We start from the raw sequence: 24,810 nt of genomic DNA, 5'->3' as shown, positions 1-24,810 counted from the left end.
ATCAGTCCAGCGTCGAGCCGCTTACCGGAACGCCGCGCTCAGGGAAAAACAACCGCTGCAATTCCGTGCCCGGGCTTTCAGCCCGCATGAACGCCTCGCCCACCAGGAACGAATACACATCGCTGACTTCCATCAACTCGACATCGGCCCGGTTGAGGATGCCGCTCTCGGTGATGACCAGCCGATCACGGGGGATCCGTGGCAACAGGTCCAAGGTCGTCTCCAGGCTGACTTCAAAGGTGTGCAGGTTGCGGTTGTTCACGCCAACCAGTTTGGTGTCCAACGTCTTGAGGGCACGCTCCAGCTCGTCGCCATCATGAACTTCCACCAGCACATCCAGGCCAACGTCCTTGGCGACCGCAGCCAACTCGGCCATCTTCACGTCGTCCAGGGCAGAGACGATCAACAGCACGCAATCGGCGCCCAACGCTCGCGCCTCGACGATTTGATACGGATCGATCATGAAGTCCTTGCGGATGACCGGCAACTTGCATGCCGCCCGAGCCTGCTTGAGGTAATCGTCCGCACCTTGGAAAAAATCGACATCGGTCAGCACCGAAAGGCAGGTCGCGCCGCCTTTCTCGTAGCTCTTGGCAATGTCGGCCGGAACAAAATGCTCCCGGATCACGCCCTTGCTGGGGGAAGCTTTTTTGATCTCGGCGATTACCGCCGGTTGCTTTCTCTTCGCCTGGTCGATCAATGCCTGGGCAAAGCCACGTGGCGCGTCCGCCAAACGTGCGAGGGCTTCAAGCTCGGTCAGACTGACCCGGGCACTGCGCTCGACGACTTCCTGCCTTTTGCGGGCCAGAATGTTTTCCAGAACCGTTGGCACGCTCATCCTTCATTCTCCACTTTGAATACGGCGGTAAATGCGCCCAATTCTTCCAGTTTTTCCCTGGCCAGCCCGGTGTGCAATGCATCGTGGGCGAGCTCTACGCCTTGCTTGAGGCTGCTGGCGTGATCAGCGGCGTACAACGCGGCACCCGCGTTGAGCATGATCATTTCCGCCGCTTTCTGGCCATTCTCCGTTTTACGACGTCCCAGGGCATCGCGGATCAACTCCAGCGACTGGGCCGGTCCATCCACCGCCAGGCCATGCAGGCTCTGGCTCTTCATGCCCAGGTCTTCAGGTTCGACCCAATATTCAGTGATCTGATCGTTTTTCAGCTCAGCCACGAAGGTCGGCGCGGCGAGACTGAACTCATCCAGGCCATCCTTGGAATGGACCACCAATACGTGTTTACTGCCCAGGCGCTGCAGGACCTCGGCCAAGGGGCGGCACAGCGCCTGGCTGAATACGCCGACGACCTGGTGCTTCACGCCGGCCGGATTCGTAAGCGGGCCGAGCATGTTGAACAGCGTGCGCAGTCCCAGTTCACGGCGCGGTGCCGCCGCGTGCTTCATGGCGCTGTGGTGGGTCTGGGCAAACATGAAACCGATGCCGACGCTATCGATACACCGGGCCACCTGGACTGGCGTCAGGTTCAGGTAGATACCGGCGGCCTCCAGCAAGTCGGCGCTGCCGCTCTTACCCGAGACAGCGCGATTGCCGTGTTTGGCGACGGTGCAGCCGGCTGCCGCAACCACAAACGCCGAGGCCGTGGAGACGTTGAAGATGTTGGCGCCATCGCCCCCCGTACCCACGACATCCACCACGCCGTCCAGCGTCTTGAGTTCAACTTTATCCGCCAATTCACGCATGGTCGTGACTGCACCGACGATCTCGTCGATGCTCTCGCTCTTCATGCGCATGGCCATCATGAACGCGCCGATCTGCGCATCCGTGCATTGGCCGGTCATGATTTCGCGCATTACGTCGCGCATTTCATCGGTGCTCAGGTCGAGCTGGCCGACGATACGGTTCAGGGCTGCCTTGATATCCATGAAAAGTCCTTAGCGCGTGCCGCCGCTTTGTTTGAGGAAGTTGGCGAACAGCTCGTGGCCCTGCTCTGTGAGGATAGACTCGGGGTGGAATTGCACACCCTCAATATTTAACGTCTTGTGTCGCAGTCCCATGATCTCGTCCACCGAGCCGTCTTCGCGCTGGGTCCAGGCGGTCAATTCCAGGCAATCAGGCAAGGTTTCGCGCTTGACGACCAGGGAATGGTAGCGAGTGACCGTAAGCGGATGATTCAGGCCTTCGAATACGCCCTTGTCTTGGTGGAACACCGGGCTGGTCTTGCCATGCATGACTTGCCGGGCGCGCACGACGTCGCCACCGAACGCCTGGCCGATGGACTGGTGGCCCAGGCAGACACCGAGGATCGGCAATTTGCCGGCGAAATACTTGATGGCCTCGATGGATACGCCCGCTTCGGTCGGCGTGCACGGGCCGGGCGAGACCACGATACGTTCGGGCTTGAGGGCCTCGATCTCGGCGATGGTCAGCTCGTCGTTGCGCACCACCTTGACCTCGGAGCCCAGCTCGCCGAGGTATTGCACAACGTTGTAGGTAAAGGAGTCGTAATTATCGATCATCAGCAACATGGCGTAGCAACCTTTGGATTCACTGACTTTAAATACGGCCTCGGAGCGCGAAAAGCTCCGGGCCACAGGTTGTCGGGGAGCAATTCAGTTGCCTGAAGTCTGCTCCGCCAACGCCACGGCGCGGAACATCGCCCGACGCTTGTTCAAGGTTTCTTCCCACTCCAACGCAGGCACAGAGTCGGCGACAATGCCACCGCCCGCCTGTACATGCAGTTCGCCGTTCTTGATGACCGCGGTACGAATGGCGATGGCCGTGTCCATGTTGCCGTTCCAGGCGAAATAACCCACCGCGCCGCCGTACACACCGCGCTTGACCGGTTCCAGCTCGTCGATGATTTCCATCGCCCGGATTTTCGGCGCGCCAGACAAGGTGCCCGCCGGCAGGATCGCCCGCAACGCATCCATGGCCGTCAATCCGGCCTTCAACTGGCCGGTGACGTTGGACACGATGTGCATCACGTTGGAATAGCGCTCGATGACCATTTTCTCGGTGAGCTTCACCGAACCCACTTCCGATACCCGCCCGGTGTCATTGCGGCCAAGGTCGATCAGCATCAGGTGTTCGGCAATTTCCTTGTCGTCCGACAGCAGGTCTTCTTCCAGAGCCCGATCCGCTTCTTCCGTGGCGCCGCGAGGACGAGTGCCGGCAATCGGACGCACGGTGATCAGGTTGTCTTCGACTCGCACCAGCACTTCCGGCGAACTGCCCACGACGTGGAAGTCGCCGAAATTGAAGAAGTACATATAGGGTGTGGGGTTGAAGCAGCGCAGCGCCCGGTAGAGGTCGATAGGCGCGGCCTTGAAGTCGATGGACATCCGTTGCGACGGCACGACTTGCATGCAATCGCCGGCGAGGATGTATTCCTTGATGGTATCGACGGCCCGTTCGTAATCGTCCTGCGTGAAGCTGGAGCGGAACACCGGGTCGGTTGCCGACTGCTTGCTGAAATCCAGGCCTGGGCGTGGCGTGATCGGCTGGCGGAGTTTTTCCAGCAGCGCCTGCAGGCTTTTCTGACCTTGCTCGTAGGCATCTTCCTGAGACGGATCGGCCAGGACGATCGCGTGCATCTTGCTCGCCAGGTTATCGAAGACGACAACCGCATCGGAGACCATCAACAGGATGTCCGGTACGCCCAACGGATCAGGGTTGGGACAAGTGCCGAGGCGCTTCTCCACATAGCGCACGCAGTCGTAGCCGAAATAACCCACCAGACCGCCGTTGAAACGGGGCAGGCCGGGGATGGTCGGCACGTTGTAGCGAGCCTTGAAGGTCTCGACGAACGCCAGCGGGTCTTCGGCTTCGAGGCTTTCGATCTCAACGCCGTCCTGGGTCACGCTGATGTGATGGCCATGCACCCGCAACACGGTGCGACACGGCAAGCCGATGATGGAATAGCGGCCCCATTTCTCACCGCCCTGCACCGATTCGAGCAGATAGGAGTTGGGCTGGTCAGCCAGCTTGAGATAGATCGACAACGGCGTGTCGAAGTCGGCCAGGGTTTCGCAGGCGAGCGGGATGCGGTTGTAGCCGGCAGCGGCTAGACGCAGGAATTCTTCGCGGATCATGGGGTGCCTCGTGGCAAGAGGAGCTGTCAGTCAGGTATGCAAACGCGCCGGATAACCGGCCAGGAACAAGTCAGGCGCGCCAACGCCAGCGGGCCAGGGCCTTCATGACTTTCATCCAGAGTTTGCGAGTGACCACCACGATGGCGTTTCCAGAAGAGGATTGAACAGCGTCGGGCAACGTTATCTCAGCGGCCGGGTCCAGGCAACCGGGAATTAACAGGCGCAAATCATCGATCACCAGTGTCGGAAACTCTTCGGCGATCGGCCGGCCGTGGTTGTAGCCATAACTCAGCGCCACGCATTTGACTCCGGCCGCCTTTGCCGCCAGCACATCACTGCGCGAGTCGCCGACGAACAGCGATTGGGAAGCCGGGACATTGGCCATTTTCATCACGAAGAACAGCGCGGCCGGGTCTGGCTTTTTCTGCGGCAGGGTGTCGCCGCCGATGATCCAGCGAAAATATCGGCCGATTTTCATCTGGTCCAGCAGCGGCGCGACGAAGCGTTCCGGCTTGTTGGTGATCAACGCCATCTCCACGCCTTGCTTGTGCAGCCATTTGAGCGTGGAACGCACTCCGGGATAGACCACTGTCAGTTCGTGGTTGCCTTCGTAGGCTTCGTTGAAAAGCTCCATCGCCCGCTCGGCCTCGGCTTCATCGACGCCCTGGGCATCGATGTGGTTGGCCAGGGCCCGGCGCACCAGCATGGGCGCGCCGTTGCCAACCCATTGGCGAACCGCGTCGATACCAGCGGGGGGACGTCCAAGTTTGAGCAGCATGCTGTCCACGGCTGCCGCGAGGTCCGGGACCGAATCAACCAGCGTGCCATCGAGGTCGAACATCACCAGGCGCGGCAGGCTGCCGGGAAACAGCTGCTCGAAACCGCTCATGGGCGCGCCAGGGCCAATTCGGCGCGCATTTTCTCAATGACCTCTTTGTAGTCGGGCGCATTGAAGATCGCCGAACCGGCGACAAAGGTGTCGGCGCCGGCCGCGGCGATTTCGCGGATGTTGTTCACGTTCACGCCACCGTCGATCTCCAGCCGGATGTCGCGCCCCGAGGCATCGATCAGCGCCCGGGCTTCGCGCAGCTTGTCGAGGGTGCCCGGGATGAACTTCTGCCCGCCGAAGCCGGGGTTGACGCTCATCAGCAAGACCATGTCGACCTTGTCCATCACGTATTTGAGTACATCCAAGGGCGTTGCCGGGTTGAACACCAGGCCAGCCTTGCAGCCACCTTCGCGGATCAACTGCAAGGAGCGGTCGACATGCAACGAGGCTTCCGGGTGGAAGGTGATATAGGTCGCGCCTGCCTCGATGAAATCACCGACGATGCGATCCACCGGGCTGACCATCAGGTGCGCGTCGATCGGAGCGGTGATGCCGTACTTGCGCAGCGCCGCGCAGACCATCGGGCCGATGGTCAGGTTGGGTACGTAATGGTTGTCCATGACATCGAAGTGCACGATGTCGGCCCCGGCGGCCAGAACGTTGTCCACTTCTTCGCCCAAGCGGGCGAAGTCGGCGGAGAGAATCGACGGAGCAATAGCGAAGGGCTGCATGACGCACCTGTTTTGAGCGAAATCACGATGGCGCGCATTGTATACCTCAAGATTTGGCGCGCCCACCGTGGCAGACGATCAATACGCCGCGCGGTAGATCTTCTCGATATCGGCGGCGCTCAGTTGCCGCGGGTTGTTGCGCATCAGCCGCTCTATCCCCGCAGCCTCCGCTGCCATGGACGGGATCACATCCTCGGTCACGCCCAAGCCGCTGAGCCCTGAGGGGATTTCAACGGCGGCACACAACGCAACCATGGCTTGCACCGCCTCGTCCGCGGCTTCGAGGTCGCTCAGATGGGCGGTCTTGATGCCCATGGCGTCGGCGATGTCTCGCATGCGTTCGACACAGGCCATTTTGTTCCACGCCATGACATAAGGCAGCAGCAACGCGTTGGCCACACCATGGGATACATGGAACCGCCCGCCCAGCGGATAAGCCAGCGCGTGCACGGCCCCCACCCCGGCATTGCCGAACGCCATGCCCGCCATCAGGCTTGCGGTGGCCATGTCTTCGCGGGCTTGCAGGTGCGAAGGGTTGGCGTAGGCCTTGGGCAGTGCGCGGGTGATCAGTTTGATTGCGCCGATGGCCAGGGCATCGGTGATCGGTGAAGCATTGAGCGACAGGTAGGACTCGATCGCGTGCACCAGCGCATCGACACCGCTGGCGGCGGTCACCCCCCGCGGGCAGGTGAGGGTCATTTGCGGGCTGACCAGCGCCACGTCCGGCAACAGGTAATCGCTGACGATGCCTTTCTTCAGCTGTGCAGCCTTGTCGGAGAGGATCGCCACGTTCGTGACTTCCGACCCGGTACCGGCCGTGGTAGGGATGGCGATCATCGGCGGGCCTTTGCGCGGCACCTGATCGACGCCGAACATGTCTTGCAGTTCGCCGTGATAACCGGCATAGACGCCCACGCACTTTGCGATATCGATGGCACTGCCGCCACCCAGGCCGATCAGGCCGTCATGGCCACCGTCGCGGTAGGCTTGCATGCAGTCTTCGACGATGGCGATTTCCGGGTCCGGCATGACCCGGTCGAAAATCTCGTAGTCGCGACCGCCAAGATGCTGCAGCGCCAACTCCACGGTGCCGGACTTCACCAGCGCCGCATCGGTCACGATCAGCGGGTTGTCGACATCCAACCGCGTCAGTTCCGCCGCCAGTTGCTCGATGGCAGCGGCACCGGTGATCAGTTTGTGGGCGATCTTGAACGAGGAAAGACTCATGTGCGCGGCCTCTTGCTCGAGAGTGGGCTGGCACAAGGATAGCTCGGTATGGCGGGTTGTCTGCTATTCAGCGTGTGAATGCCCCAACGAATCCCAATGTGGGAGCGAGCCTGCTCGCGAAGCGGAGTGTCAGCCGACATAAAACGTTGAATATGCCACCGCATTCGCGAGCAGGCTCGCTCCCACACTGCTTTACCGCAAGTCTCAGACCTGGGTAGTACGCAGCTTCTCGCTGCGCCCACGCAACCACTCCAGGGTCAGCAACAGGATCACCGAGAAGGCGATCAGCAGCGTTGCTGCCGCCGCGATGGTGGGGCTGAGGTTTTCACGGATGCCGCTGAACATCTGCCGAGGCAACGTCGCCTGCTCCGGCCCCGCCAGGAACAAGGTCACCACCACTTCATCGAACGACGTCGCGAAGGCGAACAGCGCGCCGGAAATGACGCCCGGGGCGATCAACGGCAAGGTCACCCGGCGAAACGCCGTCAATGGCGACGCTCCGAGGCTGGCGGCAGCCCGGACCAGGTTGTGGTTGAAGCCCTGCAAGGTCGCCGAAACGGTGATGATGACAAACGGTACGCCCAGCACAGCGTGGACGACGATCAGTGAAAAGAAGCTGTTACCCATTCCCAACGGCGCGAAGAACAGGTAGCTGGCCACGCCGATGATCACCACCGGCACCACCATGGGCGAAATCACCAGGGCCATCACCAGCGCCTTGCCCGGGAAGTCGCCACGGGTCAGTCCGATAGCGGCCAATGTGCCAAACACCATCGCCAACAGCGTCGCCGCCGGAGCGACGATGATGCTGTTCTTCAAGGCCCGCATCCATTCCGCCGAAGCGAAGAAGTCGTGGTACCACTGCAGCGAAAAGCCCTGCAACGGGTAAACCAGGAAGCTGCCGGAGTTGAACGACAATGGAATGATCACCAGCACCGGCAGGATCAGGAACAACAGGATCAGCCCGCAGAGTATGCGCAAGCTGTAGAACCACACCCGTTCGACGGGGGACATGTAAGGACTCAGCATTTCGATCTCCCCTTAGCTCAGGCGCAGGCGACTGGCGCCCACCAGCCAGCTGTAAATCAGATAAAGCACGATGGTCGCCAGCAACAGCAGGCCGCCGAGCGCCGTGGCCATGCCCCAGTTGATGCTGGTGTTGGTGTAGAACGCGACGAAGTAGCTGACCATCTGGTCGTTCGGGCTGCCCAGCAGCGCTGGGGTGATGTAGTAGCCGATGGCGAGAATGAACACCAACAGGCAACCGGCACCGACACCTGCGTAGGTCTGCGGGAAGTACACCCGCCAGAAACTGGCGAACGGGTGGCAACCCAGGGAAATCGCCGCGCGCATGTAGGTGGGCGAGATACCCTTCATCACGCTGTAGATCGGCAGGATCATGAACGGCAGCAGGATGTGGACCATGGAGATGTACACACCGACGCGGTTGAACACCAGTTCCAAAGGTTTATCGATGATGCCCATGGCCATCAAGGCGCTGTTGATCAAGCCTCCCGATTGCAGCAGCACGATCCACGCCGCCACACGCACCAGGATCGAGGTCCAGAACGGCAGCAGCACCAGAATCATCAACAGATTGCTCTGGCGCGACGGTAGGTTCGCCAGTAGATAAGCCAACGGATAGGCGAGCACCAGGCAAATGGCGGTAATGACCAGGCCCATCCAGAAGGTGCGGGTAAAAATGTCCAGGTAGATCGCCTGGTCGGGAGTGGCCGGCGCGAGTTCACCGAGATCGTCGATGCGATGGTCGACCGCCGCGAGCAGGTAGTACGGCGTGACGTCGCTGGTGTTACGGCGGATCACCTGCCAATAGGCCGGGTCGCCCCAACGTTCGTCGAGTCCTTCGAGCGCTTCTTTATAGGAAGCCGGTTCGGCAGCGAACGGCAGCGCCCTGGCAGTCTTGGTCAGGAGGCTGCGATAGCCGGCCAGTTCCATGTTCAATCGTTTGGACAGGTCGCCCAAAGTCTGATTTTTCCGGGCTTCAGCCAGGTCCTCGCTGGCTGCCTTGTAAACAGGCTCGCCTGGCAATCCACGTCCATCCCAGGCGGCGACCGCAGCCACGGTGCGCGGCATTGCGTTGACCACTTCCGGGTTGCTGACGCTTTTGAACAACAGCGCGACGATGGGCACCAGGAACACCAGCAACAGAAACAGCACCAACGGCGCGATCAAGGCCTGGGCCTTCCAGCGGTTGACCCGCTCGGCGCGCTTGAGCCGCTGCTTTAGGGTGGGGCTGGTGCCCGCGTTCAGTGGAACGGCGATGGCCATGGCGAACTCCGCAAATCTTTTTATCGTTACAGGGGCGGCGGGCCGCCTCTGTTCTTTTGAAACCACAACCTGGACGTACGCGTGATCGTGGCGAGGGAGCTTGCTCCCGCTGGGCCGCGAAGCGGCCCCAAAAATGTCGGCAATGCCTATCTCGTGAGTGCTGCGCACTCAAGCGGGAGCAAGCTCCCTCGCCACAAAAAGCCTCGCCTCCCAGGAAGACGTGGGTTACTTCGCCGCCCAGGAGTTGAAGCGCTGTTCCAGTTGCTCGCCGTTGTCAGCCCAGAAGCTCACGTCGATCTGCACTTGGTTGGCAATGTTCTCCGGAGTGGTCGGCATGTCTTTCAGGACATCCTTGGCCAGCAACGGAACAGCCTGGGTGTTGGCCGGGCCGTAGGCGATGTTTTCCGAATAGGTCTTCTGCTGCTGTGGCGCCACAGAGAAGGCGATGAATTTCTTCGCCGCTTCTGCGCGCGTCTTGTCCAGGCCACGAGGAATAGCCCAGGCGTCGAAGTCGTAGATGCCGCCGTTCCACACCACTTTCAGGTTGCTTTCTTTCTGCACCGCGGCGATCCGGCCGTTGTAGGCCGAGCTCATGACAACGTCACCGGAAGCGAGGTATTGCGGCGGTTGGGCGCCAGCTTCCCACCATTGGATGTTCGGCTTGAGTTCGTCCAGCTTCTTGAAGGCGCGGTCCTGGCCATCTTTACCAGCCAGCACTTTGTAGACGTCTTTGGGCGCCACGCCGTCGGCCATCAAGGCAAATTCCAAGGTGTACTTCGCGCCCTTGCGCAGGCCACGCTTGCCCGGGAACTGCTTGGTGTCCCAGAAATCAGCCCAGCTGGTCGGTGCGGTTTTCAGCTTATCGGCGTTGTAGGCCAGCACGGTCGACCAGACGAAAAAGCCCACGCCGCAAGGCTGGATGGCGCCCTTGACGTAGTCTTCGGTCTTGCCGAACAAGGCCGGATCGAGCTGCTCGAACATGTCCTCGTCGCAGCCACGGGACAATTCCGGCGACTCGACTTCCACCAGGTCCCACGAGACGCTCTTGGTATCGACCATGGCCTTGACCTTGGCCATTTCGCCGTTGTACTCGCCCGCCACGATCTTGCCATTGCCGGCCGCTTCCCACGGTGCGTAAAAGGCTTTGACCTGAGCCGCCTTGTTCGCCCCGCCGAAAGACACCACGGTCAGGTCCGGGCCCGCCGCCATCGCGCTTGCCGCACCCATCATGCCCAATGTCAGGGCTGTGAACTTCAAGGATCTCAACATTTATTGTTCTCTCCACGTGCAGGGTTGGTGTTGGTACAGCAGGGGGGCGATCAGTTCGCCTCTAAAAGGGGATCGAGCGCACGCACATGCTCGACTTGCCAGCCAAGCGGAACCACGTCCCCGACGGCGAGCGCGGGATCGAGCTCGGCAATGGGCTGTTTCACGAAGAAGTCGTTCTTGCCGCAGACCTCCAGGCGAACCCGGACGTGGTCGCCCAGATAGATGAATTCCGCCACCCTCCCTGAAAAGCGGTTGACGCATTGTTCGCTGGAGCCGTTGAGGCTCACCCGCTCCGGCCGGATCGAGAGCGTGACCGGCTCGCCAGGCTGGCCGACATTGACGGCCAGGGCCTCGACTTTCTCACCGCGCCCCAACTCCACCAGGCAGCGATCGCCGGTCTGGCTGTGCAGGCGGCCGTTGAGGCGGTTGTTTTCGCCGATGAAGTTGGCGACGAAGGTGTTTTTCGGTTCTTCGTACAGTGTGCGCGGCGGGGCGATCTGCTGGATCTCACCCTGGTGGAACACGGCCACACGGTCAGACATGGTGAGGGCTTCGCCCTGGTCGTGCGTCACGTAGACGACGGTGACGCCGAGGCGCTGGTGCAGGTGCTTGATTTCCATCTGCATGTGTTCGCGCAGCTGTTTGTCCAATGCACCAAGGGGTTCGTCCATCAAGACAAGTTGCGGCTCGAACACCAGCGCCCGGGCCAGGGCCACGCGCTGCTGCTGGCCACCGGACAATTGCGCCGGATAACGCTGGGCGAAGGTTTCCAGCTGGACCATGCTCAAGACTCGCTTGACCCGATCACCGACATCGCTCTTGTTCAAGCCGCGAACGGTCAACGGGAAGGCCAGGTTCTCGGCGACGGTCATGTGGGGAAACAAGGCGTAGTTCTGGAACACCATGCCGATGTCGCGCTTATGAGGCGGCACGTTGTTGATGGAACGGCCAGCCAGCAGGATTTCACCGGCGGTCGGAGTCTCGAAACCGGCTAGCATCATCAGGCTGGTGGTCTTGCCGGAGCCGGAAGGTCCGAGGAGGGTCAGGAATTCGCCTTTGCGAATGTCCAGGTTGAGGTCTTTGACGATCAGGTTCTCGCCGTCGTAGCTCTTTTGCACACCACGAAAGCTGACCAGCACATCACTGGCCCCCGCGCTTGAATCGACCTGGCTCATACCCGCACCTTTTGTATTGATGACTGCTTGTGAGTCCAAGCCTAGTGGAGCCCGGGACCCGCGCAAATCGGGCCGCAGGAGAGAATCGCCTCAGCCGGATGGAAGAGTCGGGGTAGGGATCTCCCTACACGGGTGGCGGGATTGGATAAGTGCAGTGGCAAGTTTCAAGCAGCGAGCTGCAAACCGGGGCAAGCGCTGTGCTGGGGCGTGTCGCAAATGGATATGCCGACACAAACCCTGTGGGAGCGAGCTTGCTCGCGATGGCGGTCTGTCAGCTACCTATGCGCTGAATGGTCCGACGCTATCGCGAGCAAGCTCGCTCCCACAAGGGGACGATGGTGGGATTCAGAGCAACTTGTGCTCCATCGCGTATTTCACCAGTTCCGCCAGCGAGGTGATGTTGAGTTTCTGCATCAGCCGCGCCTTGTGGGTACTGATGGTCTTGCTGCTCAGGGCCAGTTGCTGGGCGATGTCGTTGACATTGGCGCCTTGGGCGAGGCGTTCGAAGACTGAGAACTCGCGCTCCGACAATAGGGAATGCAGCGGTCGGGTGTCGGTCAGGCCCACTTCGAAGACCATGCGGTCGGCCAGGTCCGGGTCGATGTAGCGTCCGCCGGCAGCGACCTTTCGAATCGCCATGAGCAGCAATGCCGGGTCGCTGTCCTTGGTGGCGTAGCCGGCGGCGCCGACCTTAAGGGCGCGAGCCGCCATTTGCGCTTCGTCATGCATGGACAACACCAGGATGGCCGGCGGGTTGTTCAACGCCCGGATCCGTGGGATCGCCTCCAGGCCGTTGACGCCCGGCATGGAAATATCCAGCAGCACGACTTCGCAGGGCACGTGTCGCAGGGTCTCGAGCAGTTGTTCGCCATTGCTCGCCTCCCCCGCCACCACCAGATCCTTGGCCAGGCCGATCAACTGCTTGATCCCTTCGCGGACGATGGTGTGGTCTTCGGCTACCAGTACACGGATCACATTGTTCTCCAGATTCAGAATCTCATCGCGAGCAAGCTCGCGTAACATTAATCCATGTGGGAGCGAGCTTGCTCGCGATGCGGTCACCCCGGATAACCACTCCCGTCATGCCTCACCCAACGGCACGCGCACCGACAAGGTCGTCCCCTCCCCCGGCTCGCTGTCCAGAGTCAACTGTCCGCCCATGATCAACACACGCTCACGCATGCCAACCAAACCAAAGGACGTTGGCCTACTGGCGTCGGCAATGAATCCTACACCGTCATCGCTGACCGTCAGGCATAGATGGCCGCCTTCCTGGGTCAGCGTCAGTTCCACAGTATGCGCCTGGGCGTGGCGCATCACATTGGTCAGCGCTTCCTGGAGAATCCGGAACAGACCGATGGCCTTCGCGTCGCTCAACGGTGGCAAGTTGTCAGGCACCTGCACCAGGCACGGGATGTGGGTACGCGCCTCGAAGCGCCGTGCCTGCCATTCAATGGCCGAAGCGATACCAGCATCCAGGATAGGTGGGCGCAACGCTGTGGCCACGTCTCGCACCAGTTGAAACAGCTGGGCGATCAAGCGCTTCATGCTGTTGAGCCGCTCCTGCAGGCCAGGATCCAGCTGCGCGTAGGCCAATTCGCACATGGAAGTCTCCAGCTTCAGCACCGTCAGCATCTGGCCCAGCTCGTCGTGGACCTCCCGGGCAATACGTGCTTTTTCTTCCTCTCTTACGCTTTCCAGGTGCGCCGACAACTCACGCAACTGTTCACGCGAGCTGGCCAGCTCCAGTTCGATGCGCTTGCTTTCAGTGATGTCCCAGACGATACCGTCCCAGACGTAGGCGCCATCCTCGAGACGACGTGTGATTGCCTTGATCTCGGCCCAGCGTTGCTGCCCTTCGCGCGTCAGGATGCGGCCTTGCCATGACCAGTCGCTGTCGCTGTCCAGCGCCTGGTCCTGGGTGCGGTGGTAATCGGCCTTGTCGTCCGGATGGACCAGGCTGCGCAGACCGGTATCACTGCGGGCCAAAGTCGCCGGGGAGTAGCCCACCAGGCTTTCGCTGCCTTCGCTGATGTAGGCAAAGTCGATTTGTCCAGTCACCGGAGCCCGCTCCAGTCGAAAGACCAACCCCGGCACGTTCGCCGCGATGCCTTGCAGGCGCGCCTCGCTTTCACGCAAAGCCGCCAATGCGCGTCGACGCTCCGTCACGTCGTTAAGGTAGACGACCAGGTATTCGGCATCGCGAAAACGCAGGAAACTCAGGGAAACGTCGGCCGGCAGGATGCTGCCATCGGCGCGCACACATTCGGTCTCGAAACTCTGCGGCCCGTCTTCACTGGCTCGGGCGCGCTTCCACAAATTCAACCAACGGTCCATGTGCAAGCCCGGCTCGAAATCGATCAGCGGGCGGTCGATGATCCCGCCCGGGCCGTAGCCCAGCATGGTTTCGGCGGCGCGGTTGGCGTAGCGCACATGGCTGTCCCAGTTGACCCAGAGGATGCCGACCGTACTTTGATCGATGGAAAACTGCGTCAGCCGCAAGGCTGCTTCGCTGGCGGTGCGTTGGGCGATGTCCTCTCGCGCGGCACGCAACCGGCGCTCCAGTCCACGTTGCTGGCGGCGTTGCCAAGACACAGTGGCCACGCTGGCGAGCAGCAATGCCAGCAACAGCAAGGTCAGGTTCTGCCAGAAACCCGGAGTTTCGGTCAGGCGCGGGTATTTCGGCTTGAGCCAACGACTGTGCAGTTGCTCAAGTTCCTTGGCCGGGATGGCTTGCAGCCCCTTGTCGATAATTTCGGCCAACTGGGGCCAGTCCCGGCGCGTGGCGACCCGTAGCAACTGTGGCGACCCAATATCGCCCACCACCGCCAGTTCCGAGAACTCGGGCTCGACCATCAACCGTCCCAGCTGCGCCTCATCGACCACCGCGAACCGGGCCTGCTGGGTCAGCAACAATTGCAGCGCCTCGCGCTCCATCGGCACCCCTTGCAGGTTCAACGCTGGGTAATTGCTGCGCAGATAATCCGCCGTGGCGCTGGGCATGCGCACCGCAACGCGGACCTGGCCGTCGAGCTTCTCCAGCTCCACGCCCTCGGCGCTTTTCTGCGCGCCGACGATCAATTGCGGCACTCGCATGTAAGGGTCGGAAAACTGCCAGAGCCTGAGCCCGACCGGGGTTTGGGTCAGGCCGGGCGCGACATCGATTTCGCCGTCACGTACCGCTGCTTCCAGCTGCGCGACGTCTTGGAAATTGCGCCAGGTCAACTCGACGTTCAACGTCTTGCCCAGCCATTGCATCAACTCGACATGGGTACCGGACAACCGCTGTAAACGCCGATCGTATTGTGCATAGGGGGCCTGCAATACCACGCCGACCCGCAGCTGTTGATGTTGCGTCAGCCATTGACGCTGTTCCGCACTCAGTTGCACGCCATGAACCTGCGGCGCAGGCGCAGCCCAAGCCATCAAGGGAAGCCATAAACAGCCGATAACCCACAGGCAGCAATAACGCATCATCGAAGTCTCATGCACTGACAAATACTGACCAACCCATTAGGCTGCCGGAAATACTTCTGGTCATGGAATATCCGATGCCCTCTGTTTATCGCCTGGCGTTGCCAGCATTGTGCCTGTCGCTGATCCTGCCGAGTGCATTTTCTGTGCAGGCTGGCGAAACGGCACCCGCCGCAGTGGAACCATCCGCTGGAGAAAAGCCGGTCGAACGCCAACCCTTGCTCGAGCGTAGCCAGGAAGAGGCGGCGGCGCTCGTAAGAAAGGTCCCCGCTCAAGAACAGCAACAGCTACAAACCGGTAGCGACGCCTTCCTCGCGCTGTGGAAGCCAGCCAATACCAGCGAGCCCAAGGGCGCCATCATCATCATCCCTGGCGCCGGTGAAACCGCTGACTGGCCTCAAGCAGTCGGCCCCCTGCGCAAGAAACTGCCTGATGCCCAATGGAGCAGCCTGAGTATCACCCTGCCGGACCTGCAAGGCGACGTCATCGCTCCGCGCACAGTGGAAACGCCACCCGAGACCAAACCCGCCGACGTCGCGGCCGCGGCACCGGACGCCTCCACCGCCGCACCGATCGAGCAAGTGACGGGGGGCGAAGCCGAGGCAGCGGATGCCGCCATCGCCGAAACCGGTGAAGAACACGCCAACGCCGATGCCGAGCGCATTTTCGCCCGCATCGATGCGGCGCTGGCCTACGCCGAACAGCAGAGCGCCCGCAGCATTGTGCTGCTAGGCCATGGCACGGGCGCCTATTGGGCAGCGCGCTACCTTAGCGAAAAGCAACCCTCGCAGATCGAACGCTTCGTGATGGTCGCGGCCCAGACTCCGGTAACCGCCAAGCCTGGCCTGGCAGAGCTGACACCCACCCTGAAGCTGGCGACCGCCGATATCTTCTATATGGACAAGCCACTGGACCGCAACGCGGCACTGGAGCGCTTGCAAGCGAGCAAACGCCTGAAAGGATCGACCTTCAGCCAGGTTGCCCTCAAAGCCGTGCCGAACCGTTCGGCGGAGCAAGAGCAATTGTTCCGTCGGGTCCGGGGTTGGTTGAATCCGCAAAACCCTGGGGAGTGAGACCTTCCCAGCGGTAAGCGACACGCTAGCTATCTGTGGCGAGGGAGCTTGCTCCCGCTCGGCTGCACAGCAGTCGTCAGCCAACTGTAAGAAATTCGGCGCCAGGTTGAGGCGCCGCTTCGCGAACCAGCGGGAGCGAGCTCCCTCGCCACAGGCACCCAGTATTAGCGGAAATCCCTCCGCTCGCGAATCAAACGATAGGCATTGTGCAACTCTCGGGTCCTGTCGGTCGCTTCACGCACCTGTAAAGGCGTGGCGCCACTGCCGGCGATCTTGTCCGGGTGATGCCGGCTGAGCAAGCGGCGATAAGCCCGCTTTATTTGCGACGGCTCGCTGGTGGCCGAAACACCCAGCAATCGCAATGCCTCCTGATAAGTCACGCCGCTTGAGGGTTGCGACAGTTTCTGCGGTTCGTAATCCATCGCCAACGCCTGGACCTGCTGCGGCGTCCAGCCCAGCCATTTGCCCCACTGGACAAGCAACTCGCGCTCGCTGGCGCCAGCGCGACCGTCGGCCCAGACCATCCTCCAGCAGGCGCGAAGCACGCCTTCGGCCGCGTGTGGCTGAGTGGCGAGGCGACGCAGATAACCGCGCAAGCGATCATGCTCGGACTTGCCTCGGTTGAATGCCGCAATGGCACGACGCTGCGCCGGTTCGCTCAAGTCGAGGGCGCGCATTTCCAGGCGAGCCTGCTGAATGTGACCGTCCACAACCCGCCCATCGCTTTTCGCCAGCCGTCCGAGCAACACGAACAATAATTCATCGTTGCGCAACGCCGGGCGCCCGCCCAGCCGTTCACGCACTTGCGCCCAGCTGTGGACGTTCAGGCGCCTGTCCAGCGCCTGTCCCAGCAATGCGCCAAGCATGGCCCCCGGGATGCTGGCTATGGCAAAGCCTGCTCCCGCTCCGATCAGAGTCCCTGGCCACCACATATCAACGGCTCGCTTCTATCAATTTTTCAATCTGCGCCAAACGTTCAAGGGTTCCGACATCTACCCAATGACCTTGCAGCCGCTCGCCGCTGACCTGCCCATGGTCCATGGCCTTGCGCAGCAACGGTGCGAGCTTGAACGCGCCAGCCGCGCAACCGTCGAATAATCGCGGATGCAGGACGGCGATACCGCTGTAGGTCAGTTTGTCGGCCGTGGACGCGCCTTCATGAACCTTTCCGTCGGTGAGGACGAAATCGCCATCTGGGTGATGTTCAGGATTGTCCACCAGCACCAGATGAGCCGACGCGTCGAGCGAACGAGGCAAGGTGCTGAAATCGAAATCAGTCCATATGTCGCCATTGACCACGAGAAACGCTTCATCGCCCAGCAACGGCAGCGCCCGGAAAATCCCCCCGCCGGTTTCCAGCGGCTCGCCTTCCGGGGAATAGACGATGCGCACGCCGAACCGTGAGCCGTCCCCCAGGTGGTCTTCGATCTGCTGCCCGAGCCAGGCGTGATTGATGACGATCTCGCCAAACCCGGCGGCGACCAGCGCCCGCAGGTGATATTCGATCAAGGGAATTTCGGCGACACGGATCAAAGGCTTAGGCGTGGTAAGCGTCAGCGGGCGCATGCGCTCCCCCTTGCCCGCCGCGAGGATCATCGCCTTCATGCATTTGCCCCGGCCGATTGGCGCAGGCTGCGGAGCAACTCATCCAGCGGCGCCAGCTCAGGACGGCGGTCGATGACCGCTTCTATATAGTCGAAGAAGCGCGGTACGTCCTTCAGGTAGCGCGGCTTGCCGTCGCGGTGGCAAATGCGCGCGAAGATGCCGATCACCTTGAGATGGCGCTGCACGCCCATCAAGTCGCTGGCCCGCAGGAAATCTTCGAAGTCCGGCTGCACAGCAATGCCAAGGGCACCGGCCTGCTGCCAATAATCCTCCAGCCAACCGCGCACTCGCGCCTCGGGCCAACTGAGGAAAGCATCCTTGAAAAGGCAGGTCACATCGTAGGTCACCGGCCCGTAGACCGCGTCCTGGAAATCGAGCACACCTGGATTGGGATCGCTGAGCATGAGATTGCGCGGCATGTAGTCGCGGTGCACCAGCACTTTCGGCTGGGCCAGGGCGCTGTTGATCAACAGTTCGCAAGCCTGCTGCCAAAGTTGCTGCTGTGTCGCATCGAGTTCGATGCCCAACTCGCGCTTGACGTACCACTCCGGGAACAGCTCCAACTCGCGACGCAGCAAAGCAACGTCATAACTGGGCAGCGGAGCCACCATAGGCAATTGCTGAAAAGCCAACAATGCCTGCAAGGCATCGCGGAATAAATCGTCGGCATTTTCGCCGTTGATTACATCCAGGTAGGTCTGGTTACCCAGATCATTGAGCAAAAGAAAACCGCGATCGAGGTCTTCGGCATAAATTTTTGGCACGTTGATGCCGGATTTCGCCAGCAAAAACGCGATATCCACGAAGGGTTTGCAGTTTTCCTGGGGCGGCGGTGCATCCATCACGATCAGGCTGCGGCCCGCGCCTTCCCAGCGGAAATATCGCCGGAAACTCGCGTCGCTGCTGGCCGCGGTCAACGTGGCCGGGGGTACGCCCCCCCACCCCTGTTGATTGAAAAGGATCGGTAACTGCTCATCGAGCCAAACTTTCAGGTATTGCAAGCGTACATCTTGGTCAGGCATTGCAAGGGTCTCCGACGGCGCTAGCCGTCAAGCGGGTCATGCTTTATTATCCAGCATCTTTTTCAGACCATCGAGAGGCGTGCGGCCCACACCGCGGGCAGATGGCACGCAGGAAGCCCGGACTAATAAGATGGCATTGAAATCCCCCGCGTTTCGTAAAAAATTTCCGTTGCTGGTTACCGGCAGTCTGCTGGCCCTGCAACCCCTGGCCTCTTCATTCGTCGTTGCGGCGCAACAGTATGACTGTTCCGTCTCCGCTTCGGGTGCCTGGGACTGTTCACCCAAGACGCCGGCCGCTGCATTGCCGCCACGTCCCGTGCATGAAGGCAGCGCGGTTGCCGACAGCGGCAGCGCACCGGCCGACAGCGATTCGGGCGAGGTGGCCGGCGACAAGCCGATGCTCGTCACCGAAGCCAAGGGCCGCGGCTTGAAGACGCGCAGTGAAGACTACAGTCACTTGGACTGGGTTCCGCGCGAGAACCTCACGCCCGCTCAACTGGCTGAAACCGGTCCTTACTGCGCTGGCGCGTACATCGAGCCGACGCGCCCGGGCATGAACGACAAGACCGCCAAGAGCGACGCGCCGACCTTCCTGGGCGCCAAGGCTTCGCGCTACGAGCAGGAGCAGCAGGTGGCGACCCTGGCCGGCGACGTGGTCATGCGCCAGGGCAGCATGCAGGTCGAAGCCGACGAGGCCAGCCTGTACCAGGCCGAGAACCGTGGCGAGCTGAACGGCAACGTGCGGGTCCGCGACAACGGCGCGCTGATTGTCGGCGACCACGCCGATGTGCAGCTGGACACCGGTGAAGCCAAGGTCGACAACGCCGAATACGTGATGCACAAGTCGCGCATCCGCGGTAACGCGCTGTACGCCCGCCGCGCCGAAAACGCGATCATCCGCCTCAAGGACGGTACGTACACCACGTGCGAACCGGGCAGCAACGCGTGGACACTCAAGGGCAACAACATCACCTTGAACCCGGCCACGGGCTTCGGCACCGCGACCAACGTCACGCTGCGGGTCAAGGACTTCCCGGTCTTGTACACGCCTTATATCTATTTCCCGATCGACGACCGTCGTCAGTCCGGCTTCCTGCCGCCGACCATCGGCAGCGGCAGCGATACCGGCTTCCTGCTGGTCACCCCGTACTACTTCAACCTGGCGCCGAACTACGACGCCACGTTGTACCCACGCTACATGAGCAAGCGCGGCTTGTTGATGGAAGGCGAGTTCCGTTACCTGACCAAGTCCAGCGAAGGTCAGCTCGGTGCGGCGTACCTCAACGATGAAAATGATGACCGTAGCGGGCAGACCGACTACAGCAAGACCCGCTACATGTACAACTGGCAGCACAAGGGTGGCCTGGATTCACGCGTACTGACAGAAGTCGACTACACCAAGATCAGCGACCCGTACTATTTCCAGGACTTGCAGACCGATCAGATCGGTGTCGAATCAAGGGAGTTCGTCAACCAGCAAGGGGCGGTCAGCTATCGCGGCGACACGTTCACTGCTCGTTTGAACGCGCAGGCCTATCAGATGGCCACGATTTCGAACATCACCCCCTATGATCGCTTGCCACAGATCACTTTCAACGGTGCGCTGCCGCAACACCCGGGAGGCCTGGATTTTGCCTATAACACCGAGTTCGTGCGCTTTGATCGTGATTTGAGGACGGGGAACTACACCAATGAAAACGGTGACTCCTCACAACCTTTCCTCGACACCAACGTCTTCGGCCTGGCCCGTGCCACCGGCGACCGGATGAATCTGGCACCTGTGGTCAGCCTCCCAATGAACGCAAGTTATGGCTTCATCAAGCCATCGCTCAAGTACCAGTACACTCAATACGATCTGGACCTTGATAGCCAGGGCAAAGCTGATATTGCCGCACAAGGCGCTGAGGGCGATCGCCTGAACGGCACCTATAGCAGCAGCCAGAACCGTGGCGTTCCAATCGCCAGCATCGACAGCGGTCTATATTTCGATCGTGATACCCAGTGGTTCGGCAAGAACTACCGTCAGACACTGGAACCCCGCCTGTTCTATCTGTATGTACCCGAGAAGGACCAGAGCGATATTCCAGTATTTGACACTAGTGAATCGACTTTCAACTACTCTTCGCTGTTCCGGGATAACCGCTTCACCGGTTCCGACCGTGTCGGCGACGAGAACAAGCTGTCCTTGGGCGTCACCAACCGCTGGATCGAAGAAAACGGCTTCGAGCGTCAACGCATCAGTGTTGGCCAGGCCCTGTACTTCAAGAATCGTGAGGTCCAGTTGCCAGGTATCGATGCCCGAACTCGGGACGATGCACATTCCGACGTTTCGCCCTATGCGCTGGAATACGAATATCGTTGGAACCGCGACTGGCGCACCACGGCCGAGTACAACTGGGACCCGGACACCCACAGCCCTCGCTCGGGCAGCGCGATGTTCCACTACCAGCCGGAAGACAACCCGAACAAGGTTATCAACGCCGGTTATCGCTATCGCAACGACCAGATTCGTTACGACCAAACCACCGGCCAATGGCAAGTGGGCGGTGGCGACTATGGCCGTCCGGGCGATCCGAACTACGTGAAGGACTACTACAAGATCAAGCAGCACGATTTCTCGATCATCTGGCCGATCGTGCCGCAGTGGAACGCCATCAGCCGCTGGCAGTATGACTACAACCGCAACCGTACCCTGGAAGCCTTCGGTGGTTTCGAATATGACAGCTGCTGCTGGAAACTGCGCCTGATCAACCGTTACTGGGTCGACTATGAAGAATTCAGTCAAGCCGCCCCGCAAAACGAAAAAGGCGACCACGGCGTCTTCCTCCAAATTGTTCTGAAGGGACTCGGCGGCCTTACCGGCGCCAAAGTAGAGAGTTTCCTCGACAAAGGCATTCAAGGTTATCGTGAACGTGAAGACCAAGCTTTCTGATTGTCTGCGCCCGCTGATGCTGGGCGCGCTGTTCCTGGGTACCGCAGCGAACGCTGCGGTACAGTCCATCGACAAGGTCGTGGCCATCGTCGACAACGACGTGGTCATGCAGAGCCAACTGGACCAGCGTGTCCATGAAGTGCAGCAAACCATCGCCAAGCGTGGCGGCGGCTTGCCACCACCGGGCGTGCTGGACCAGCAGGTGCTCGAGCGCCTGATCGTCGAAAACCTGCAGCTGCAGATTGGCGAACGTTCCGGTATCCGCATCACCGATGAGGAACTGAACCAGGCCGTCGGCACCATTGCCCAGCGCAACAACATGTCCATCGATCAGTTCCGCGCCGCCCTGGCTCGCGACGGCCTGTCCTTTGATGACGCCCGCGACCAGATCCGCCGTGAGATGGTCATCAGCCGCGTACGTCAGCGACGCGTGGCCGAGCGCATCCAGGTGTCCGAGCAGGAAGTGAAGAACTTCCTCGCTTCCGACCTGGGCAAGATGCAGCTGTCTGAAGAACTGCACTTGGCGAACATCCTGATCCCAACCCCCGAGAGCGCCAACTCCGAAGCGATTCAGAGTGCCTATCGCCAGGCGATGGATGTTTACCAGCAGCTCAAGCAAGGTGCTGACTTCGGCCAGATGGCCGTGGCGCGTTCGGGCAGTGAGAACGCCCTGGAAGGTGGTGACATGGGCTGGCGTAAAGCCGCTCAATTGCCGCCTCCGTTTGATCGCGAGCTCAGCGCCATGGCCGTGGGCGACATCACCCAGCCGGCCCGCACTCCAGGTGGTTTCATCATCCTCAAACTGCTGGAAAAACGCGGCGGCGGCACACAGGTGCGCGACGAAGTACATGTCCGCCATATCCTGATCAAGCCGAGCGAGATCCGTAGCGAAGCCGAGACCAAGCGCCTGGCCGAGAAGCTCTACGAGCGGATCACCGCCGGCGAAGACTTCGCCGAGCTGGCCAAAAGCTTCTCGGAAGACCCGGGTTCCGCCCTTAACGGTGGCGACCTGAACTGGGTCGACCCGAATGCGCTGGTCCCCGAGTTCCGCCAGGTCATGGCCGAAACACCCCAGGGCCAACTGTCCAAGCCGTTCAAGAGCCCTTACGGCTGGCACGTCCTGGAAGTCCTTGGCCGTCGCGCCACGGACAGTACCACCCAGGCGCGCGAGCAACAGGCGATGACGGTATTGCGTAACCGCAAATACGACGAAGAGTTGCAAACCTGGCTTCGCCAGATTCGCGACGAAGCCTACGTCGAGATCAAACTCCCTGGTGCAGACCAGGCCGCGCAGTGAAACCCAAGCGTTTCGCGCTGACCCCCGGCGAGCCTGCCGGCATTGGCCCCGACCTGTGCCTGCTGCTCGCCTCGCAAGCCCAGCCTCACCCCCTGATTGCCATCACCAGCCGCGACCTGCTCCTCGAGCGGGCCGCGCAACTGGGGCTGGCCGTCGATCTGCGGTTGGTTACGCCAGACGCCTGGCCCGATGCCCCGGCACCTGCGGGCAGCCTGTATGTCTGGGATACGCCCCTAGGCGCACCGGTCGTCACCGGTCAATTGGATACGGCAAACGCGGCGTTTGTTCTGGAAACCCTGACCCGCGCCGGCCAAGGCTGCCTGGATGGGGCTTTCGCCGGGATGATCACCGCCCCGGTACACAAGGGTGTCATCAATGAATCCGGTATTCAGTTTTCCGGACACACGGAATTCCTGGCAGACCTGACCCGAACCTCGCAAGTCGTGATGATGCTCGCCACGCGCGGCCTTCGCGTAGCCTTGGTCACCACTCATCTGCCCTTGCGAGATATCGCCGACGCGATCACACCGCAACGCCTGGAACGGGTCACGCGCATACTGCACGCCGACCTTCAGGAAAAATTCGGCATCGTCCGGCCACGAATCCTGGTGTGTGGGCTCAATCCCCATGCCGGCGAAGGCGGACACCTGGGCCGTGAAGAAATCGACATCATCGAACCTACATTGGAACGCCTGCGTAGCGAGGGCATGGACCTGCGTGGCCCGCTGCCTGCCGACACTCTGTTTACCCCCAAATATCTGGAGCACTGCGATGCGGTGCTGGCGATGTACCACGACCAGGGCTTGCCCGTGCTGAAGTACAAAGGCTTCGGCGCGGCGGTCAATGTGACGCTGGGCTTGCCGATCATCCGCACCTCCGTGGACCACGGCACCGCCCTGGACCTGGCCGGCAGCGGCAGGATCGACACCGGCAGCCTGCGAGTCGCCTTGGAAACCGCTTACCAGATGGCCGAGACCCACTTATGACCGAGCAATACCAACACCGCGCGCGCAAGCGCTTCGGCCAGAATTTTTTGCATGACGCTGGCGTGATCGACCGCATCCTGCGTTCCATCAATGCCAAGCCCGATGATCGCCTGCTGGAGATCGGTCCAGGCCAGGGTGCACTGACCCAAGGCCTGCTCGGTAGCGGCGCGCAACTGGACGTGGTGGAACTGGACAAGGATCTGGTGCCGATTCTCAACCAGCAATTTGCCGGCAAGAGCAATTTCAACCTGCACCAGGGCGACGCACTGAAGTTTGACTTCAACAGCCTGGACGCCGCGCCGGGCAGCCTTCGGGTGGTTGGCAACCTGCCCTATAACATTTCCACGCCGCTGATTTTCCATCTGCTGAGCAATGCCGCACTGATCCGCGACATGCATTTCATGCTGCAGAAAGAAGTGGTCGAGCGCCTCGCCGCCGGTCCTGGCGGTGGTGATTGGGGCCGACTATCGATCATGGTCCAGTACCATTGCCGGGTCGACCATTTGTTCAACGTGGGCCCGGAAGCATTCAACCCGCCCCCTAAAGTCGATTCCGCGATCGTCCGCCTCGTACCTCATGCGGTCCTTCCGCACCCGGCCAAGGATCACCGCCTGCTGGAACGCGTAGTGCGCGAAGCTTTCAACCAGCGTCGCAAAACCCTGCGCAACACGTTGAAACTGCTGCTCAGCAGCGCTGAAATCGAAGCCGCGGGTGTTGACGGCAGCTTGCGCCCCGAGCAACTGGACCTGGCGGCCTTCGTGCGCCTGGCCGACAAGCTCAGTGAACAGGTCGCGCCAAAAGACAACGCCATTTGACATGCGAGGCCGTTATCGGGAAGTACGCCGGTC

21 protein-coding genes are annotated in these 24,810 nt (G+C 61.1%); 5 read left to right on the top strand and 16 right to left on the bottom strand.

Features of this window, described 5'->3' with window-relative positions; all coding sequences use genetic code 11:
* Window position 1 precedes the first annotated feature (1 nt).
* The 13 genes from trpC to DOCECA_RS24970 all read right to left on the bottom strand — a co-directional run bounded on the left by trpC (window position 2) and on the right by DOCECA_RS24970 (window position 15,050).
* Window positions 2–838 carry an indole-3-glycerol phosphate synthase TrpC gene (gene trpC / locus DOCECA_RS25030; protein ID WP_434562020.1) on the bottom strand — a complete coding sequence of 279 codons (837 nt, stop codon included), beginning with the start codon at window positions 836–838 and terminating at the stop codon, window positions 2–4.
* Window positions 835–1,884 (bottom strand): anthranilate phosphoribosyltransferase, encoded by a 1,050-nt coding sequence (trpD, locus tag DOCECA_RS25025; RefSeq protein WP_420764856.1) that lies wholly within the window; start codon window positions 1,882–1,884, stop codon window positions 835–837. The genes trpC and trpD overlap by 4 nt, the downstream gene beginning before the upstream one ends.
* 9 nt (window positions 1,885–1,893) lie before the next feature.
* The gene (locus DOCECA_RS25020; RefSeq protein ID WP_420764857.1) at window positions 1,894–2,487 is read right to left on the bottom strand and encodes an aminodeoxychorismate/anthranilate synthase component II; all 594 of its coding nucleotides are present in this window, start codon (window positions 2,485–2,487) and stop codon (window positions 1,894–1,896) included.
* A gap of 84 nt (window positions 2,488–2,571) precedes the next feature.
* Window positions 2,572–4,053 carry an anthranilate synthase component I gene (gene trpE / locus DOCECA_RS25015; protein ID WP_420764858.1) on the bottom strand — a complete coding sequence of 494 codons (1,482 nt, stop codon included), beginning with the start codon at window positions 4,051–4,053 and terminating at the stop codon, window positions 2,572–2,574.
* Window positions 4,054–4,123: 70 nt separating this feature from the next.
* The gene (locus DOCECA_RS25010; protein ID WP_434609226.1) at window positions 4,124–4,942 is read right to left on the bottom strand and encodes a phosphoglycolate phosphatase; all 819 of its coding nucleotides are present in this window, start codon (window positions 4,940–4,942) and stop codon (window positions 4,124–4,126) included.
* Window positions 4,939–5,613, bottom strand: a complete 675-nt coding sequence (rpe, locus tag DOCECA_RS25005; protein WP_420764860.1) for a ribulose-phosphate 3-epimerase — start codon at window positions 5,611–5,613, stop codon at window positions 4,939–4,941. Before rpe ends, DOCECA_RS25010 begins: the two co-directional genes overlap by 4 nt.
* Window positions 5,614–5,691: 78 nt before the next feature.
* Complete coding sequence (locus DOCECA_RS25000; RefSeq protein WP_434562012.1) at window positions 5,692–6,840, bottom strand: iron-containing alcohol dehydrogenase; 1,149 nt, start codon at window positions 6,838–6,840, stop codon at window positions 5,692–5,694.
* 204 nt (window positions 6,841–7,044) lie between these two features.
* A complete protein-coding gene (locus tag DOCECA_RS24995) occupies window positions 7,045–7,869 on the bottom strand; it encodes an ABC transporter permease (RefSeq protein ID WP_420764862.1) in 825 nt (274 codons plus the stop codon).
* 12 nt (window positions 7,870–7,881) lie between these two features.
* Window positions 7,882–9,129, bottom strand: a complete 1,248-nt coding sequence (locus DOCECA_RS24990; protein WP_420764863.1) for an ABC transporter permease — start codon at window positions 9,127–9,129, stop codon at window positions 7,882–7,884.
* Window positions 9,130–9,354: 225 nt separating this feature from the next.
* Window positions 9,355–10,398 (bottom strand): ABC transporter substrate-binding protein, encoded by a 1,044-nt coding sequence (locus tag DOCECA_RS24985; protein ID WP_042730717.1) that lies wholly within the window; start codon window positions 10,396–10,398, stop codon window positions 9,355–9,357.
* Window positions 10,399–10,448: 50 nt separating this feature from the next.
* The gene (locus tag DOCECA_RS24980) at window positions 10,449–11,573 is read right to left on the bottom strand and encodes an ABC transporter ATP-binding protein (protein WP_420764864.1); all 1,125 of its coding nucleotides are present in this window, start codon (window positions 11,571–11,573) and stop codon (window positions 10,449–10,451) included.
* A gap of 345 nt (window positions 11,574–11,918) precedes the next feature.
* Window positions 11,919–12,596, bottom strand: coding sequence for a response regulator (locus DOCECA_RS24975; RefSeq protein ID WP_420764865.1), 678 nt, complete (start codon window positions 12,594–12,596; stop codon window positions 11,919–11,921).
* Window positions 12,597–12,653: 57 nt separating this feature from the next.
* Window positions 12,654–15,050: a PAS domain-containing sensor histidine kinase gene (locus DOCECA_RS24970; protein WP_434609218.1), complete on the bottom strand. Its 2,397-nt coding sequence runs from the start codon at window positions 15,048–15,050 to the stop codon at window positions 12,654–12,656.
* Between the two features lie 74 nt (window positions 15,051–15,124).
* Between DOCECA_RS24970 and DOCECA_RS24965 the strand changes: the two genes are divergently transcribed.
* The gene (locus tag DOCECA_RS24965) at window positions 15,125–16,120 is read left to right on the top strand and encodes an alpha/beta hydrolase family protein (protein WP_445571243.1); all 996 of its coding nucleotides are present in this window, start codon (window positions 15,125–15,127) and stop codon (window positions 16,118–16,120) included.
* A 164-nt stretch (window positions 16,121–16,284) separates the two neighbouring features.
* Here DOCECA_RS24965 and DOCECA_RS24960 read toward each other — a convergent pair whose 3' ends face one another.
* From DOCECA_RS24960 to DOCECA_RS24950, 3 genes are read right to left on the bottom strand one after another with little or no spacing between them, the layout of a single operon-like run.
* Entirely contained in the window at window positions 16,285–17,052 is a 768-nt protein-coding gene (locus DOCECA_RS24960) for a TerB family tellurite resistance protein (protein ID WP_420764868.1), read from the bottom strand.
* A gap of 1 nt (window position 17,053) precedes the next feature.
* A complete protein-coding gene (gene murU / locus DOCECA_RS24955) occupies window positions 17,054–17,725 on the bottom strand; it encodes an N-acetylmuramate alpha-1-phosphate uridylyltransferase MurU (RefSeq protein ID WP_434609212.1) in 672 nt (223 codons plus the stop codon).
* On the bottom strand, window positions 17,722–18,747 hold the full coding sequence (locus DOCECA_RS24950; RefSeq protein ID WP_445571242.1) for an aminoglycoside phosphotransferase family protein: 1,026 nt from the start codon (window positions 18,745–18,747) through the stop codon (window positions 17,722–17,724). Before DOCECA_RS24950 ends, murU begins: the two co-directional genes overlap by 4 nt.
* Before the next feature lie 130 nt (window positions 18,748–18,877).
* Here DOCECA_RS24950 and DOCECA_RS24945 point away from each other — a divergent pair, with 130 nt between their 5' ends.
* The 4 genes from DOCECA_RS24945 to rsmA are packed head-to-tail and all read left to right on the top strand — an operon-like array spanning window position 18,878 to window position 24,777.
* Window positions 18,878–21,679, top strand: a complete 2,802-nt coding sequence (locus tag DOCECA_RS24945; protein ID WP_445571241.1) for an LPS-assembly protein LptD — start codon at window positions 18,878–18,880, stop codon at window positions 21,677–21,679.
* Window positions 21,660–22,976, top strand: coding sequence for a peptidylprolyl isomerase SurA (surA, locus tag DOCECA_RS24940; RefSeq protein WP_420764872.1), 1,317 nt, complete (start codon window positions 21,660–21,662; stop codon window positions 22,974–22,976). The genes DOCECA_RS24945 and surA overlap by 20 nt, the downstream gene beginning before the upstream one ends.
* Window positions 22,973–23,962 carry a 4-hydroxythreonine-4-phosphate dehydrogenase PdxA gene (gene pdxA, locus DOCECA_RS24935; protein WP_445571240.1) on the top strand — a complete coding sequence of 330 codons (990 nt, stop codon included), beginning with the start codon at window positions 22,973–22,975 and terminating at the stop codon, window positions 23,960–23,962. Before surA ends, pdxA begins: the two co-directional genes overlap by 4 nt.
* Window positions 23,959–24,777 carry a 16S rRNA (adenine(1518)-N(6)/adenine(1519)-N(6))-dimethyltransferase RsmA gene (gene rsmA / locus DOCECA_RS24930; RefSeq protein ID WP_445571239.1) on the top strand — a complete coding sequence of 273 codons (819 nt, stop codon included), beginning with the start codon at window positions 23,959–23,961 and terminating at the stop codon, window positions 24,775–24,777. The genes pdxA and rsmA overlap by 4 nt, the downstream gene beginning before the upstream one ends.
* Window positions 24,778–24,810 lie beyond the last annotated feature (33 nt).

Source organism: Pseudomonas sp. E102, from assembly GCF_052660185.1.
Note: the sequence above shows the minus strand (reverse complement) of the source record. Positions and strands in the feature narration are given on the sequence as shown.